Annotated in this window: 17 protein-coding genes; all 17 read right to left on the reverse strand. The window is 66.0% G+C overall.

Features of this window, described 5'->3' with window-relative positions:
- Positions 1–115: 115 nt before the first annotated feature.
- The 17 genes from nuoG to HB724_RS06235 all read right to left on the reverse strand — a co-directional run bounded on the left by nuoG (position 116) and on the right by HB724_RS06235 (position 13,899).
- Positions 116–2,116, reverse strand: a complete 2,001-nt coding sequence (gene nuoG, locus HB724_RS06155) for an NADH-quinone oxidoreductase subunit NuoG (RefSeq protein WP_213980033.1) — start codon at positions 2,114–2,116, stop codon at positions 116–118.
- The gene (gene nuoF / locus HB724_RS06160) at positions 2,116–3,420 is read right to left on the reverse strand and encodes an NADH-quinone oxidoreductase subunit NuoF (RefSeq protein ID WP_213980034.1); all 1,305 of its coding nucleotides are present in this window, start codon (positions 3,418–3,420) and stop codon (positions 2,116–2,118) included. Before nuoF ends, nuoG begins: the two co-directional genes overlap by 1 nt.
- Positions 3,421–3,588 carry a hypothetical protein gene (locus tag HB724_RS06165; protein ID WP_213980035.1) on the reverse strand — a complete coding sequence of 56 codons (168 nt, stop codon included), beginning with the start codon at positions 3,586–3,588 and terminating at the stop codon, positions 3,421–3,423.
- Complete coding sequence (locus tag HB724_RS06170) at positions 3,585–4,256, reverse strand: NAD(P)H-dependent oxidoreductase subunit E (RefSeq protein ID WP_213980036.1); 672 nt, start codon at positions 4,254–4,256, stop codon at positions 3,585–3,587. The genes HB724_RS06165 and HB724_RS06170 overlap by 4 nt, the downstream gene beginning before the upstream one ends.
- Positions 4,256–5,491, reverse strand: coding sequence for an NADH-quinone oxidoreductase subunit D (locus HB724_RS06175; RefSeq protein WP_213980037.1), 1,236 nt, complete (start codon positions 5,489–5,491; stop codon positions 4,256–4,258). The genes HB724_RS06170 and HB724_RS06175 overlap by 1 nt, the downstream gene beginning before the upstream one ends.
- Positions 5,484–6,404, reverse strand: a complete 921-nt coding sequence (locus HB724_RS06180; protein ID WP_213980038.1) for an NADH-quinone oxidoreductase subunit C — start codon at positions 6,402–6,404, stop codon at positions 5,484–5,486. Before HB724_RS06180 ends, HB724_RS06175 begins: the two co-directional genes overlap by 8 nt.
- Entirely contained in the window at positions 6,401–6,940 is a 540-nt protein-coding gene (locus HB724_RS06185) for an NADH-quinone oxidoreductase subunit B (protein ID WP_213980039.1), read from the reverse strand. Before HB724_RS06185 ends, HB724_RS06180 begins: the two co-directional genes overlap by 4 nt.
- Positions 6,931–7,305, reverse strand: coding sequence for an NADH-quinone oxidoreductase subunit A (locus tag HB724_RS06190; RefSeq protein WP_213980040.1), 375 nt, complete (start codon positions 7,303–7,305; stop codon positions 6,931–6,933). The genes HB724_RS06185 and HB724_RS06190 overlap by 10 nt, the downstream gene beginning before the upstream one ends.
- A gap of 182 nt (positions 7,306–7,487) precedes the next feature.
- Entirely contained in the window at positions 7,488–8,303 is an 816-nt protein-coding gene (locus HB724_RS06195; protein WP_213980041.1) for an inositol monophosphatase family protein, read from the reverse strand.
- Between the two features lie 159 nt (positions 8,304–8,462).
- Positions 8,463–9,026, reverse strand: coding sequence for an elongation factor P (gene efp / locus HB724_RS06200; protein WP_213980042.1), 564 nt, complete (start codon positions 9,024–9,026; stop codon positions 8,463–8,465).
- Between the two features lie 38 nt (positions 9,027–9,064).
- Positions 9,065–9,640, reverse strand: coding sequence for a M23 family metallopeptidase (locus HB724_RS06205; RefSeq protein WP_256731353.1), 576 nt, complete (start codon positions 9,638–9,640; stop codon positions 9,065–9,067).
- 10 nt (positions 9,641–9,650) lie between these two features.
- A complete protein-coding gene (locus HB724_RS06210) occupies positions 9,651–10,658 on the reverse strand; it encodes a L,D-transpeptidase (protein ID WP_346344674.1) in 1,008 nt (335 codons plus the stop codon).
- Between the two features lie 43 nt (positions 10,659–10,701).
- Positions 10,702–11,391: a thiamine phosphate synthase gene (gene thiE, locus HB724_RS06215; protein ID WP_213980044.1), complete on the reverse strand. Its 690-nt coding sequence runs from the start codon at positions 11,389–11,391 to the stop codon at positions 10,702–10,704.
- Positions 11,392–11,413: 22 nt separating this feature from the next.
- Positions 11,414–12,082 (reverse strand): O-methyltransferase, encoded by a 669-nt coding sequence (locus HB724_RS06220; RefSeq protein ID WP_213980045.1) that lies wholly within the window; start codon positions 12,080–12,082, stop codon positions 11,414–11,416.
- Positions 12,079–12,477 (reverse strand): putative quinol monooxygenase, encoded by a 399-nt coding sequence (locus HB724_RS06225; RefSeq protein WP_256731351.1) that lies wholly within the window; start codon positions 12,475–12,477, stop codon positions 12,079–12,081. Before HB724_RS06225 ends, HB724_RS06220 begins: the two co-directional genes overlap by 4 nt.
- Positions 12,474–12,977, reverse strand: coding sequence for a hypothetical protein (locus HB724_RS06230; protein ID WP_213980046.1), 504 nt, complete (start codon positions 12,975–12,977; stop codon positions 12,474–12,476). The genes HB724_RS06225 and HB724_RS06230 overlap by 4 nt, the downstream gene beginning before the upstream one ends.
- A gap of 7 nt (positions 12,978–12,984) precedes the next feature.
- Positions 12,985–13,899 carry a class I fructose-bisphosphate aldolase gene (locus HB724_RS06235; RefSeq protein WP_213980047.1) on the reverse strand — a complete coding sequence of 305 codons (915 nt, stop codon included), beginning with the start codon at positions 13,897–13,899 and terminating at the stop codon, positions 12,985–12,987.
- Between the last annotated feature and the right edge of the window lie 304 nt (positions 13,900–14,203).

Below are 14,203 nucleotides of genomic sequence, written 5' to 3' on the forward strand. Positions count from 1 at the left end.
ATGGTCCTTGCCCCACCCGTCACCCCGGCGAAGGCCGGGGTCCAGGATCGCGGGCGATATCCGTTGTGGCTCTGGATCCCGGCTTTCGCCGGGATGACGAGGGTGGTTGCACGCATCACTCCGCCGCCTCCGCGAAATCTTCGCCGTGGATCAGCTCGGCCGAGCAGCGCTGCATCGTCGGCGACGCGCGGCAGATGGCGTTGGTGAGGTAGAAATCGGCGATCGGATGGCCGACCGGCCCCCTGGCCGAAGCCGCAAGCGCGGGCGGCGCCCATTCGTAGCGGACCAGACCTTCCTCGCCCAGCGCCGGCACATCGGACGCCATCGCCGCACGCAGCTCGTCGAAAGTGTCGAACGGCAGCGTGTGGCCTAGCTTCTCCGAAAGCGCGCGCAGGATCGTCCAGTCCTCGCGCGCGTCGCCGGGGGCGAACACGGCGCGATCGGCGCGCTGCACGCGGCCTTCCAGGTTCACATAGGTGCCCGGCTTCTCGGCATAGGTCGCGCCCGGCAGGACGACGTCCGCATGATGCGCGCCCTTGTCGCCATGATGGCCGATATAGACCTTGAAGCTCTTGTCGAACTTCGCGAAATCCACTTCGTCGGCGCCCAGGAAAAAGGCCAGCTTCGGCGCCGCCGCAACGATGTCCGCGATGCCGCCCGCCTGCGCATAGCCGAGCATCAGCCCGCCCATCCGCGCGGCGGCGGTGTGGACGACGTTGAAACCGTTCCAGCCGTCCTTGATGAAGCCCGCCGACTTGGCGAAGGCCAGAGCCGGGCCGTGCCCGTCCTTGAGCGCGCCCGGGCCGACGATCAGCACCGGCCGCTCCGCCTTGGCGAACGCCTCGGCGGCGCCTTCCGGCAGCTTGTCGAGCAGCGCCAGGTCGTTGCCCAGCCATTCGAGCTTGTAGGTCAGGTCGACCTCGGGGCCGATGCCGAAGACCTTTGCGCCCTTCTTGATCGCCTTGCGCACGCGGGTGTTCACCAGCGGCGCTTCCCAGCGCAGGTTGCTGCCCACCAGCAGGATTGCGTCGGCATTCTCGATCTCGGCGATCGTGGTGTTGAACGCCACCGCACCCAGATTGGTCACGTCATAGGCCATGCCGGTCTGGCGGCCTTCGAGCAGGTTCGAGCCGAGCGCCTTCACCAGCGCCTTGGCGGCATACATCGTCTCGCAATCGAGCAGGTCGCCCGCGATCGCCGCGACGCTCGATCCGGCGTCCACCGCCGCGATCGCCTCGAACGCCTCGTCCCAGCTCGCCTCGACCAGCTTGCCGCCCTTGCGGACGAACGGCTTGTCGAGCCGGCGGCGCACCAGGCCGTCGACATGGTAGCGCGTCTTGTCGTGCGCCCATTCCTCGTTGACGTCCTCGTTGATGCGCGGAAGCACGCGCATCACCTGACGGCCGCGCGCGTCGAGGCGGATATTGGTGCCCACCGCGTCCATCACGTCGATCGATAGGTTCCGCTTGAGCTCCCAGGGGCGATATTCGAACGCCACCGGCTTGTGCGTCAGCGCGCCCACCGGGCAGAGATCGACCGTGTTGCCCGAAAGCTCGCTCTTGAAGGCGTGCTCCAGATAGGTGGTGATCTGCATGTCCTCGCCGCGATAGATCGCGCCGATCTCCTCCACGCCGGCCACTTCCTCGCCGAAGCGGACGCAGCGGGTGCACTGGATGCAGCGGGTCATCACCGTCTTGATGATGGGCCCCATGTATTTCTCGGTCACCGCCCGCTTGTTCTCGGTGTAGCGGCTCTGCCCGCGACCATAAGCGAGGCTCTGGTCCTGCAGGTCGCACTCGCCGCCCTGATCGCAGATCGGGCAATCGAGCGGGTGATTGATGAGCAGGAATTCCATCACGCCTTCACGCGCGGCTTTCACCATCGGGCTGTCGGTGCGGATCTCCTGGCCCTCGGCGGCCGGCAGCGCGCAGCTCGCCTGCGGCTTGGGCGGCCCGGGCTTCACCTCGACCAGGCACATGCGGCAATTGCCGGCGATCGACAGCCGCTCGTGATAGCAGAAACGCGGAATCTCCTTCCCCGCGGCCTCACAGGCCTGGAGCACGGTGGCGCCCGCGGGCACCTCGACTTCGATTCCGTCTACTTTGAGTTTCGGCATTATTCTGCTGCTTCCATCATCGGCGCCTCGCCGGTGCCGTTGCGCTCGTTGATCCGCCGCTCGATCTCGGGGCGGAAGTGCCGGATCAGACCCTGGATCGGCCAGGCCGCCGCGTCGCCGAGCGCGCAGATGGTGTGGCCTTCGACCTGCTTGGTCACCTGCTGGAGCGTATCGATCTCGCTGATGTCGGCATCGCCGGTGCGCAGCCGCTCCATCACGCGCCACATCCAGCCGGTGCCTTCCCGACAGGGCGTGCACTGGCCGCAGCTCTCATGCTTGTAGAAATAGCTGAGCCGCGAAATCGCGCGGACGATGTCGGTGGACTTGTCCATGACGATCACCGCCGCCGTCCCCAGGCCCGAGCCCAAAGCACGCAGGCCGTCAAAGTCCATCGGCGCGTCCATGATCTGCGCCGCCGGCACCAGCGGCACCGAGGAGCCGCCCGGGATCACCGCGAGCAGATTGTCCCAGCCGCCCCGGATGCCGCCGCAATGCTTCTCGATCAGCTCGCGGAACGGGATGCTCATCGCTTCCTCGACCACGCACGGCTTGTTCACATGGCCCGAAATCTGGAAAAGCTTGGTACCGCGATTATTCTCGTTGCCGAAGCTGGAGAACCATTCGGGGCCGCGCCGCAGGATCGTCGGCGCGACCGCGATCGACTCGACGTTGTTCACCGTGGTCGGGCAGCCATAAAGGCCAGCGCCCGCCGGGAACGGAGGCTTCAGGCGCGGCTGGCCCTTCTTGCCCTCCAGGCTTTCGAGCATCGCGGTCTCTTCGCCGCAGATATAGGCGCCCGCGCCGCGATGGACGAAGACGTCGAAATCATAGCCCGAGCCACAGGCATTCTTGCCGATCAGCCCGGCCGAATAGGCCTCGGCCACCGCCGCGAACAGCGTCTCCGCCTCGCGGATATATTCGCCGCGGATATAGATATACGCAGCCCGCGCGCGCATCGCGAAGCCCGCGACCAGCGCGCCCTCGATCAGCACATGCGGATCGTGGCGGATGATCTCGCGGTCCTTGCACGAGCCAGGCTCGGATTCGTCGGCGTTGATGACCAGGAAATTGGGACGATCCGGACGCGGCTCCTTGGGCATGAAGCTCCACTTCATGCCGGTCGGGAAGCCTGCACCGCCGCGGCCACGCAGGCCGGACGCCTTCATCTTGTCGATGATCGTGTCCGCGCCCAGCTCCAGCAGCGCCTTGGTATTGTCCCAGGTGCCGCGCTTGCGCGCAGCATCGAGGTTCCACGGCTGATAGCCGTAGAGATTGGTGAAGATGCGGTCCTTGTCGGCCAGCATTTAGCGTCCCTTCCCCACCATCTTCTGCAACAACATATACCCCACCACGGCGAGGCCGATCACGATCGCCAGCCCGATCAGCTTGAACGCGACCTTCAATACGAAACCGAGCACGATGATGCCGCCGATGATCGCCAGGATCACGAAGAGGACATTGTCGTTCTTCACGCCCATTCCCCGCGATAATCATGGTTCTCGGACACCATCGCGGTGAGCGACGTCGGCCCGCCGACCGGCTCCACCGTGTGGCGGCCGGGCTCCTGCGTGCCGGTCTTCGGCTGCTCGCCCTTGGCCAGCGCATCGAGGATCGTGAGCGTGCGATCGAAATCCAGATCCTCGTAATTGTCGTCGTTGATCTGGACCATCGGCGCCGAGGAGCAATTGCCCATGCACTCGACCTCGGTGAGCGTGAACAGCCCGTCCTCGGTGGTATGGCCCTTCTTGAGCCCGCGGCTCTTGCACGCCGCCATCACATCGTCCGATCCGCGCAGCATGCACGGCGTCGTGCCGCAGACCTGCACATGATAGCGGCCGACCGGCACCAGGTTGAACATGGTGTAGAAGGTCGCGACCTCGAACACGCGGATATAGGGTAGGCCGAGCTCGCGCGCGACGAACTCGATCACCGGCACGGGCAGCCAGCCCTGGGTGCTGGTCTCCGCGCCGACCTGGCGCTGGGCGAGATCGAGGAAGGGAATCGTGCAGCTCTGCTGCCGGCCCGCCGGATAGCGGCCCAGGATTTCCTTGGCCTTCTCGGCGTTCGCGGGCGACCAGGCGAAATTGCCCCAGAGCGCGCGGGTCTCGGCTTCGTCGGGGAGTTGGGGTGCGTCAGCCATCAGCGGTCACATTCACCAAAAACGATATCCATCGCGCCCAGGATGGCGGTGATGTCCGCCAGCATGTGGCCCCTGGACATGAAATCCATTGCCTGGAGATGGCTGAAGGCCGTCGGGCGGACCTTGCAGCGATACGGCTTGTTGGTGCCGTCGCTCACCAGATAGACGCCGAACTCGCCCTTCGGGCTCTCGGTCGCCACGTACACTTCGCCCGCCGGCACGTGATAGCCTTCGGTGAAGAGCTTGAAGTGGTGGATCAGCGCTTCCATCGACTGCTTCATCTCGCCGCGCTTCGGCGGCGCGACCTTGCGGTCGAGCGTCAGCACCGGGCCTTCGGGCATGTCGCGCAGGCACTGCTTCATGATCCGCGCCGACTGGCGGACCTCCTCCACGCGCACCATGAACCGATCGTAGCAATCGCCGCGCGTGCCCACCGGAATGTCGAACTCCATCCGGTCGTACACGTCATAAGGCTGCGAGCGGCGCAGATCCCACGGGATGCCGGCGGCGCGGATCATCGGACCCGAGAAGCCCCATTTGATCGCGTCGTCGCGGTTCACCACCGCGATGTCGACGTTGCGCTGCTTGAAGATGCGGTTCTCCGCGACCAGGCTGATCGCATCCTCGAACAGCCGCGGCAGGCGCGTGTCGAGCCAGTCGGCGATATCGGTCAGCAGCTTGAGCGGCACGTCCTGCCGCACGCCGCCGACGCGGAAATAGTTCGAGTGCATGCGCGCGCCCGAAGCACGCTCGAAGAAGTTGAGGCAGTCCTCGCGGATCTCGAACAGCCACAGGTTCGGCGTCATCGCGCCCACGTCCATCACGTGCGAACCGAGGTTCAGCATGTGATTGCAGATGCGGGTCAGCTCGGCGAAGAACACGCGGAGATACTGGCCACGCAGCGGCACTTCGAGATCGAGCAGCTTCTCCACCGCCAACACGAAGCTGTGCTCCATGCCGAGCGGCGAGCAATAGTCGAACCGGTCGAAATAGGGCAGCGCCTGGGTGTAGGTCTTGTACTCGATCAGCTTCTCGGTACCGCGATGCAGCAGCCCGATATGCGGATCGATGCGCTCGATAATCTCGCCGTCCAGCTCGGTGACGAGGCGCAGCACGCCGTGCGCCGCCGGATGCTGCGGGCCGAAATTGATCGTGTAATTGGCGATCGCGGTGTCGCCCGGCTCCGGCTTGCCGCCGTCGGTGCGCCCTTCGATCTCGTCGAGATACTCAGCCATCCGGGTTTGCCTTCTTCGCGCGCGATGCTCGCGGCTTCTTCACGACATCGGGATCGGCGGGCGCCGGACCCGCCTCGGGTCCGGGCTTGCCCGCGCCGCTCTCGGCCGTGCTGTCGGTGGTCTTGGGCTTGCGCACGCGGGGCTTGGCGATCTTCGCCGCAGGTGCATCGGCCTTGGCGATCTCGCCGGCTGCCACCGGTGTCGGCGCACCCTTCGCCTCGGGCTGCGCGGCGGCAGGCGCCGGAGCCGGTGCGGGACTTGGAGCAGGTGCCGGCGCGGGGGGCGGAGGCGGCGGGGTCGCCGCCTTCTCGTCGCCCGGCAGCACGTATTTCGCGCCTTCCCAGGGGCTCATGAAGTCGAAGTTGCGGAAATCCTGCGCGAGCCGCACCGGCTCGTACACGACGCGCTTCGCCTCTTCCGAATAACGCAGCTCGACATAGCCGGTCTGCGGAAAGTCCTTGCGCAGCGGATGGCCGACGAAACCATAGTCGGTCAGGATACGGCGCAGGTCGGTGTTGTTCTCGAACAGCACGCCGTACATGTCGTACACTTCGCGCTCGAGCCAGCCCGCCACCGGCCAGATGCCCGTCACCGACGGCACCGGCTCCACCTCATCGGTGGTCACGCGCACGCGGATACGGTGGTTCCGCGTGAACGACAGGAGCTGATAGACCACGTCGAATCGCTCGGCCCGATCGGGATAATCGGCGCCCGCGATCTCGCTGAGCTGCTGATATTCGAGGCCCGGCGTGTCGCGCAGCGCCAGCATCGCCTCGACCAGCCGATCGCGCACGACCGTCAGCGAAACCTCACCCACGGCATCCTTGCTCTCGACAAGCATGTCGCCGAGCGCGGCCTGGGCCGCCTCGATCACGCCGTCGTTCACGGCATATTTCGGAGCAGGCGCCCTCACCGTTCGAGCGTCCCGCTGCGGCGGATCTTCCGCTGGAGCTGCATCACGCCATAGAGCAGCGCCTCGGCGGTCGGCGGGCAGCCGGGGACATAGATGTCCACGGGCACGATCCGGTCGCAGCCGCGCACGACGCTGTAGCTATAGTGGTAATAACCGCCGCCATTGGCGCACGAGCCCATCGAGATGACGTATTTCGGCTCGGACATCTGGTCATAGACCCGGCGCAGCGCCGGAGCCATCTTGTTGCACAGCGTCCCCGCCACGATCATCACGTCCGACTGGCGCGGCGAGGCGCGCGGCGCGGCGCCGAAACGCTCCATGTCGTAGCGCGGCATGTTGACGTGGATCATTTCCACCGCGCAGCACGCCAGGCCAAAGGTCATCCACCACAGCGAGCCGGTGCGCGCCCACTGGAACAGCTCCTCGGTGGAGGTGACCAGGAAGCCCTTGTCGCCGATCTCGGCATTGATGTCGTTGAGGAAGCCGACGTTCGGCAGCGTGCCCGGGGGCGGCGGCACGGAAAGCTCTACTCCCATTCCAGCGCTCCCTTCTTCCAAGCATAGACAAGGCCGAGCGCCAGCTCGACGATGAAGATCATCATCGAGAACCACGCGGTCCAACCCAGATGGAACACCGAAACGGCCCAGGGATAGAGGAACGCGGCCTCGAGATCGAAAATGATGAACAGGATCGCGACCAGATAGAACCGAACGTCGAACTGGCTGCGCGAATCCTCGAACGCGGGGAAGCCGCATTCATATTCGGTGAGCTTTTCGGGCGTCGGCTGATGCGCGCCGGTGAGCCGGGCCACGATCATCGGCAGGATGACGAAGGCGCTCGAAAGCGCCAGGGCCACGCCGAGGAACAACAGGATCGGCAGATATTGCGATAGATCGACCAAAGTGCCTTCTCGCAGATGCGGAATTTGAGGGGCTTCTAGGACGGTGAAGGGGGTGCGGCAAGGGCCTGAACCCCTGAGAATCATTCGCAATTAGCGGAGATGCGGCGCAGCGATCCCCGCGCCGGGATCGCATGGATCAACCCCGGCTTTCACGCACCCGAAAACGGACTATCGACGGCGTTTCAGCGCAGCGCGTTGGCGACGAGCTTGTGCAGCTTCGAATGGAGCGCGTCGTTGGCAGCGAGGAACTGGTTGCGCTGCATCGCCATGTCCTGCCCGCGGAAATCGGTGACGAATCCGCCGGCCTCCTTGATGAGGATATAGCCCGCCGCGACGTCCCAGGGCTGGAGATCCGATTCCCAGAAGCCGTCGAAGCGCCCCGCGGCGACCCATGCCAGGTCGAGCGATGCCGCGCCGAGCCGGCGGATGCCCGCCACTTCGGGCGCCACCGCGCCGAAGATCCGGCTCCACTGGGCGAAATTTCCATGGCCGAGGAAGGGAATGCCGGTCGCGATCAGCGAGTCGGCCAGGTCGCGCCGCGCCGAGACTCGCAGCCGCTGGTCGGTCAGCCAGGCGCCCCGGCCCTTCTCGGCCCAGAAGCTCTCGTCGGTCAGCGGCTGATAGATCAGGCCGTGGGTGATCTCGGGCTTGCCCTGGCTCCCATGCGGATCCTCGACCGCGATCGAGATCGCGAAATGCGGAATGCCGTGCAGGAAGTTGCTGGTGCCGTCGAGCGGATCGACGATCCAGCGCGGCTTGTCCGGATCGCCTTTGATCTCCCCGCCTTCCTCGGCGAGGATGCTCCAGTCGGGCCGCGCCTTGCGCAGTTCCTCGACGATCGTCTCCTCGGCGCGCTTGTCGGCCATCGAGACGAAGTCGGCAGGCCCCTTGCGACTCACCTGGAGGTGCTGGACCTCGTTGAAATCGCGCCGAAGCCGCGGCGCCGCCTTGCGGGCGGCGCGCTCCATGACGGTGAGAAGGCCGGAATGGGAAACCATAATATCTCCAGCCCCTCCCCTTCAGGGGAGGGGTTGGGGGTGGGGCAGCGGCAGCAGGGGCTCGATGCCCCTGATGACACTCGAGGTGAGTACGGGACGCTCGCTGCGCTCGCGACCCACCCCCAAACCCCTCCCTTGAAAGGGAGGGGCTATTCTAAATCAGTCGGCGCGCTTCACATAGGTCTGCTCGTACACGTCGACCACGATCCGCGTACCGGCGGCGATATGCGGCGGCACCATGATGCGCACGCCGTTGTCGAGCACGGCCGGCTTGTAGCTGGAGGACGCCGTCTGGCCCTTCACCACCGCATCGGCCTCGACGATGGTCGCCTCGATCGTGTCGGGCAGCTGCACGCTGATCGGACGTTCGTCATAGAGCTCCATCACCACGTCCATGCCGTCCTGCAGGAAGGCTGCGGCATCGCCTAGGATGCCGGCGTCGAGCGTGATCTGCTCATAGTTGACCTTGTCCATGAACGTCAGCGCATCGCCGTCGCGGAACAGGAACTGAAAGTCGGTGGTGTCGAGCCGCACGCGCTCGACCGTCTCCGCCGAGCGGAAGCGGACGTTGTTCTTGCGGCCGTCGATGAGGTTCTTCATCTCGACCTGCATGTATGCGCCGCCCTTGCCGGGCTGGGTGTGCTGAATCTTGACGGCGCGCCAGATGCCGCCTTCATATTCGATGATGTTGCCGGGACGGATGTCCACGCCACTGATCTTCATGATCGAGACCTGTACCTGAGAAAGAGCGAGCGCGCGCTTTAGCCGCCGTTGCCGACTCCCGCAAGCAGGGGATAGGGATTGACGTTCGTCCCCTCCCACCAGCCCTGGCCGGGCTGCATAAGCTTAATCTCGAAATGGAGATGCGGTGCCCCGCCCGCGGCATTGCCGGTATCGCCGACCGTCGCGATCCGCTGCCCCTGCCGCACTTGCTGCCCCTCCCCCACGCCATAGCTGTCGAGATGGGCGTAATAGTGGATCGTGCCGCCATCGGCCGTGCGGACGTAGATCGTATGCCCGCCATCGGCGCTTTCGAAGATCTTCTCGATCGTCCCGCCCGCCGCCGCGAGCACCGGCGTACCTTTGGGCGCCAATATGTCGATCGCATGATGCTCGCGCTGGCCGCTGGCGCGGCTCTGGCCCCAGGTATCGGTGAGCTGGTCCGCGCGCACGCCCCGCACGGGGATCATCAATGACGCCTCCCCCGCCACGGATGACGCAAGCGGCTCGTTCACCGCCTGGACTGGCGGATCGAAGCGAACCCGCACCATCGAGGCAAAGGCCGCCGCGATCAGCAGCATGAACAGTCCCAGCCCCCATCCGATCCGCTTGGGCAGCGTCATGGCGTCACTCCTGGAAGATCGCAGACATCCCCGGCTTCACCATCAGCGCCAGCCGTGCCGCGTCCCAATTGGTCAGCCGGATGCAGCCATGGCTCTCGGTCCGCCCGATATTCTGCGGCTCGGGCGTGCCGTGGATGCCGTAATGCTCCTTCGACAGGTCGAGCCACACCACCCCCACCGGCCCGTTCGGCCCCGGCGGCAGCATCGCCGGATCGGAATCCTTCCTCGCATCCCAGAACAGGTCCGGATTGTAATGGAACTTCGGATTGGTGTCGGCGCCGTTGATCTTCCATTTGCCGATCGGCAGCGGATCGTGGCTGCTGCCCATCGTCGCGCTGAACTGCGCCACCAGCCGATCCCGGCGATCGAAGACCTTGAGCACCCTTTCCGACTTATCGACCACAATATGGTCGGCCTCGGGCTGATGCGCCTCGACATTGAGATCGTTGAGCGTCTGGCGCCACTCGGGCTTGATGTCGCCGGGATAGTCGCGTGAGGCCGGCAGCGCGTTGGGGAAGACGAACTCGGCGCCCGGCTCGATCGTCCGGCCGCCGGGATTGAGCTCCACCAGCACCTCGGGCGTGGTGTGGAACATCTCCGCCAGCTTCTCCAGCGGCCGGGTATAGGCGAGCGTCGGCAGCTTGGCCTGGAGCTCGGGATCCTTGGGGATCGGCCTGAAATAGGGGCCCGCCAGCGTGTCCGCGGTCAGCCGAAGCTGCTTGAGCGGCCGAAGCGAGCGATAGGGATGGAGCGCCCCCAGCGTCCGCGTATCGAGCCTGCCCGTCACCGGCAGCCCGCGCGAGGTCTGGAATCCCTTCAGCGCCGCCACCAGCGACTGCCCGTCGCGCCCGTCGAGGATCCCCGGCGAGAAACCGAGATGATCGAGAATCACCTGCGCGTGCAGGATCGAATAGTCGATCGGCGGGGGCGCCTTTGTTCCGCTTCCCTGCGCCAGAGCAGGACCGGCCGAGGCGCAGGCAAGGCAAGCGGCGATTACGAGCTTTTTCCGCACCGATTCAATCTCCTGACGAACAATAGTCCGCCGGGAGAACGGCTCAGCGCGCCAACAGGTCCGTGAACGCCTTCACGACCGCCGCTTCGTCGCCCCCCCACACCGCATTGGAGACGGCGAGGAAGTCCGCGCCCGCCGCCACCAGCGGCGCGGCATTGGCCGGCGTGATCCCGCCGATCGCGACGCAGGGTATCTCGAACAGGGTCGCCCACCAGGAGAGGATCACCGGCTCCGGCCGGTGCCGCGTCTCCTTGGTCGAGGTGGGATAGAAGGCGCCGAACGCGACATAGTCGGCCCCCGCCTCGCCCGCTTCCATCGCCAGGTGCCGGCTGTCATGGCAAGTCACGCCGATCTGGGCATTGGGGCCGAGCACCGAGCGCGCCTCGCGCGGATCCCCGTCGTCCTGCCCCAGATGCACGCCGTCTGCGCCCAGCCGCTTGGCCAGGCTGATGCTGTCGTTGACGATGAACGCCACCTCGGCATCGGCGCAGATCCGCTGGAGCGGCTCGGCGAGCCGCGCCGCCTCATGCTGGTCGACATCCTTCACGCGGAACTGGAACGCCGCCACCGGCCCCGCCGCCAGCGCGCGCTTCAGCCGATCGGGAAACGCGCCGTCCACGTCGAGGGGCGAGATCAGGTAGAGCTGGCACGGCGGCCGCCGGTCGTCGCGGCGGAATTGCTCGGCGAAATCGGCCGCAAGCGGCGGCAGGGCATCGTCATCGAAATCGGTCATCGCACGCGCTTTAGCGAAAGCCTCAGCCGTTCACCACTGCCAGCAGGAATCCGTCCCAATTCTTCGCCCCGACGGTCTGCACCGCCGTTGCGCTCAGCCGCGGTTCGGCGGCGACCACCTCGAACAGCGCGCGCGTGCCCGCGATCCCGGGATCGTCGCTGTCGGCGTCCAGCACGCCGCCGCCGCGCACGACATTGTCGACCACGATCACACTGCCAGGCCGGGTAAGCGCCAGCGCCGCCTTCAGATAGGCGGTGTTGGAAGGTTTGTCGGCATCGATGAACACCAGGTCGAACGGCGGCTCGCCCACCGCGATCATCGCGTTCAGGCTGTCCATGGCCGGCCCGACGCGGATCTCCACCCGCTCCGCCAGTCCGGCGCGCGCGATGTTCGCCTGCGCCACTTCGGCATGATGTCGATCGCGCTCCAGCGTCACCAGCCGCCCGTCCTCAGGCAGCGCCCGTGCCAGCCAGATCGTCGAATAGCCGCCCAGCGTGCCCAGTTCGAGGATGCGCCGCGCGCCCGCCATCCGCGCGAACAGATGGAGCATCTTGCCCTGCGCGGCGGAGACGTCGATCGCGGGCAACCCGCCGGCCCGGTTCGCAGCAAGCGCCGCCGCCAGCACGGGATCGGCCCCGAGCAACCGCCCTTCGATATAGGAATCGACTGCCGACCAGCCAGCCTCCGTCATTCCGGAAACCCCACGCCGCCCACCGGCCGCGTCTCGACGCTCGTCTCGAATCCCGCAATCATCGGCCGCCCCTTGGTGATCGCCTCGCGCACCGCCGGCAGCTTGAGCGAATCATCCTGATATTGCCGGGTCTTCCAGACTTCGGTGATCCAGATGCCATCGACGTCCTTCAGATCCTCGGCGACGATATAGGCCAGGCATCCCGGCATATCGGCCGTGCCCTTGGCCAGCAGTGCGATCAGTTCGGCGCGCTTGCCGGGCTGCGCCTTCATCTTGCCGATCATGCCGTAGAGCTCGACTTCGTCCATGGCCGTCCCCTGAGCCGGCGCCCGTCCGCCCAACATCGCCATCGCCAGTCCGGCGAGCACCGGGCGCCGCGGGAATGCCATGCTCATGCCGTTCGCTCCGCCTGACCGCCCGAATCCATAGCGGATTCGAGCGCCACGCGAAACGCGGCGGGATCGTCGAAGCGATGCGCAACGCTTCGAATCACGCGTCGCCTGCGCTGCACCGGGCTGCGCAGGTCGATCAGCAGATTGGGATAGGCGATGAGCGCGAGGTTGAGCACGCCGCGCCCCTTCACGGCGTCGCTCTCCCATTGGCTGCGGATGGCGGCGATCTCGTCCAGCGGCACGTCGATGCCGGACAGGTGCCCGGCCCTGAGCCGCAGTACGCGATCCTGCCCGATCAGCACCGGCAGGCGCCGGAACGAAAGGATCGCCCGCACGAGCCAGACCACGCCCGTCAGGCTGACCAGCGAGAGGACGAGCGCCACGCGCCAGTCCCACAATGCCACCAGGAAATGGACGACGATCAGCTCGATGCCCGCAAGCCCCGCGAACACCCACATCATCGGCGCAAGGCTGCGATGATAGGGGTGTCCGCCGGGGATCATGCGCGGATCATTCCTCGTTCTTGTAGATCCGCACCAGCTTGTCGAGCATCGCCATCGCGTCCTCGCGCTTGCGCTGGAAGGTGTTGCGGCCGATGATCGAGCCGTTGCCGCCGCCGTCGCGAATATCGCGCGCGTCCTGGTAGACGGCGTCCTCGCCCTTGGCCGCGCCGCCCGAGAAGACGACGATCCGCCGCCCGGCGAAGCTCGACTGCACGACATGGCGCACCCGGTCCGCCTGGTTCGACCAGTCCTTGCCCTCATAGGCCGGGAGCGCTTCCTTCTGCTCGATATGGTCGTTCGGCAGCTTCACCTTGATGATATGCGCGCCGAGCAACGCCGCCATGTGCGCGGCATAGGCGCCGACGTCGAGCGCCAGCTCTCCCGACTTGGGCAGCTTGCCGCCGCGCGGATAGGACCAGATCACCGTGGCGATGCCGACGGCCTTGGCCTCGGCGGAGAGCTCCTTGATCTCCTCCATCATGTCGAACAGGTCGTCGCTGCCCGGATAGATGGTGAAGCCGATCGCCGAGCAGCCGAGCCGCAGCGCGTCGTCCACGCCGCCTGTCACCGCCTGGTTGGCGCCGGTCGCCCAGCTGTTGGAGGAATTGACCTTGAGGATCGTCGGGATCTGCCCGGCGAAGGTGCCCGCACCCGCCTCGATCATGCCGAGCGGCGCGGCATAGGCGCTCAGGCCCGCATCGATCGCGAGCTGGAAATGATAGTGCGGGTCATAGGCGTCCGGGTTCACCGCGAAGCTGCGCGCCGGGCCATGCTCGAAGCCCTGATCGACCGGGAGGATAATCAGCTTGCCCGTGCCGCCCAGCCGGCCCTGCATCAGGATGCGGGCCAGGTTCGCCTTCACGCCCGGATTGTCGGACTCATATTTGTCGAGAATGGCTTTGACGGCGGGCGTGATCTGCATGGCTTTTCCCTGATTCGTGAACTTGACAGGGCCTCTAACCCAGCAATTTGGGGCGAGAAACCACTGACAACGCTGACCATGGCCAAGAAATCCGGCTCCGCGCCGGAACGCTCCGCCTTTGCGGCCAGAGATGGACGCACAAAAAAAGGAGGGTGGATTTCTCCACCCTCCCCGCTCTTTGGGGCGCTGGAGTTCCGGACCAGCGTCCCGGGAGTACCTCTCTGCCGGCTGCCTTCAGGCCGCTCGGATCAAGCATTTGCAAAGCCATCCTCAGGAAGACCTGCGCATACCGCAGCTACGAAAG

Origin of the sequence: Sphingomonas sp. dw_22 (genome assembly GCF_018449795.1) — a bacterium.
Taxonomy (GTDB): domain Bacteria; phylum Pseudomonadota; class Alphaproteobacteria; order Sphingomonadales; family Sphingomonadaceae; genus Sphingomonas.

Excerpts from the sequence above, each read along its gene's own strand:
- nuoG (WP_213980033.1), bottom strand. The coding sequence starts at position 2,116 with ATGCCGAAACTCAAAGTAGACGGAATCGAAGTCGAGGTGCCCGCGGGC.
- nuoF (WP_213980034.1), bottom strand. The coding sequence starts at position 3,420 with ATGCTGGCCGACAAGGACCGCATCTTCACCAATCTCTACGGCTATCAG.
- HB724_RS06170 (WP_213980036.1), bottom strand. The coding sequence starts at position 4,256 with ATGGCTGACGCACCCCAACTCCCCGACGAAGCCGAGACCCGCGCGCTC.
- HB724_RS06175 (WP_213980037.1), bottom strand. The coding sequence starts at position 5,491 with ATGGCTGAGTATCTCGACGAGATCGAAGGGCGCACCGACGGCGGCAAG.
- HB724_RS06185 (WP_213980039.1), bottom strand. The coding sequence starts at position 6,940 with ATGGGAGTAGAGCTTTCCGTGCCGCCGCCCCCGGGCACGCTGCCGAAC.
- HB724_RS06195 (WP_213980041.1), bottom strand. The coding sequence starts at position 8,303 with ATGGTTTCCCATTCCGGCCTTCTCACCGTCATGGAGCGCGCCGCCCGC.
- efp (WP_213980042.1), bottom strand. The coding sequence starts at position 9,026 with ATGAAGATCAGTGGCGTGGACATCCGTCCCGGCAACATCATCGAATAT.
- thiE (WP_213980044.1), bottom strand. The coding sequence starts at position 11,391 with ATGACCGATTTCGATGACGATGCCCTGCCGCCGCTTGCGGCCGATTTC.
- HB724_RS06220 (WP_213980045.1), bottom strand. The coding sequence starts at position 12,082 with ATGACGGAGGCTGGCTGGTCGGCAGTCGATTCCTATATCGAAGGGCGG.
- HB724_RS06225 (WP_256731351.1), bottom strand. The coding sequence starts at position 12,477 with ATGAGCATGGCATTCCCGCGGCGCCCGGTGCTCGCCGGACTGGCGATG.
- HB724_RS06230 (WP_213980046.1), bottom strand. The coding sequence starts at position 12,977 with ATGATCCCCGGCGGACACCCCTATCATCGCAGCCTTGCGCCGATGATG.
- HB724_RS06235 (WP_213980047.1), bottom strand. The coding sequence starts at position 13,899 with ATGCAGATCACGCCCGCCGTCAAAGCCATTCTCGACAAATATGAGTCC.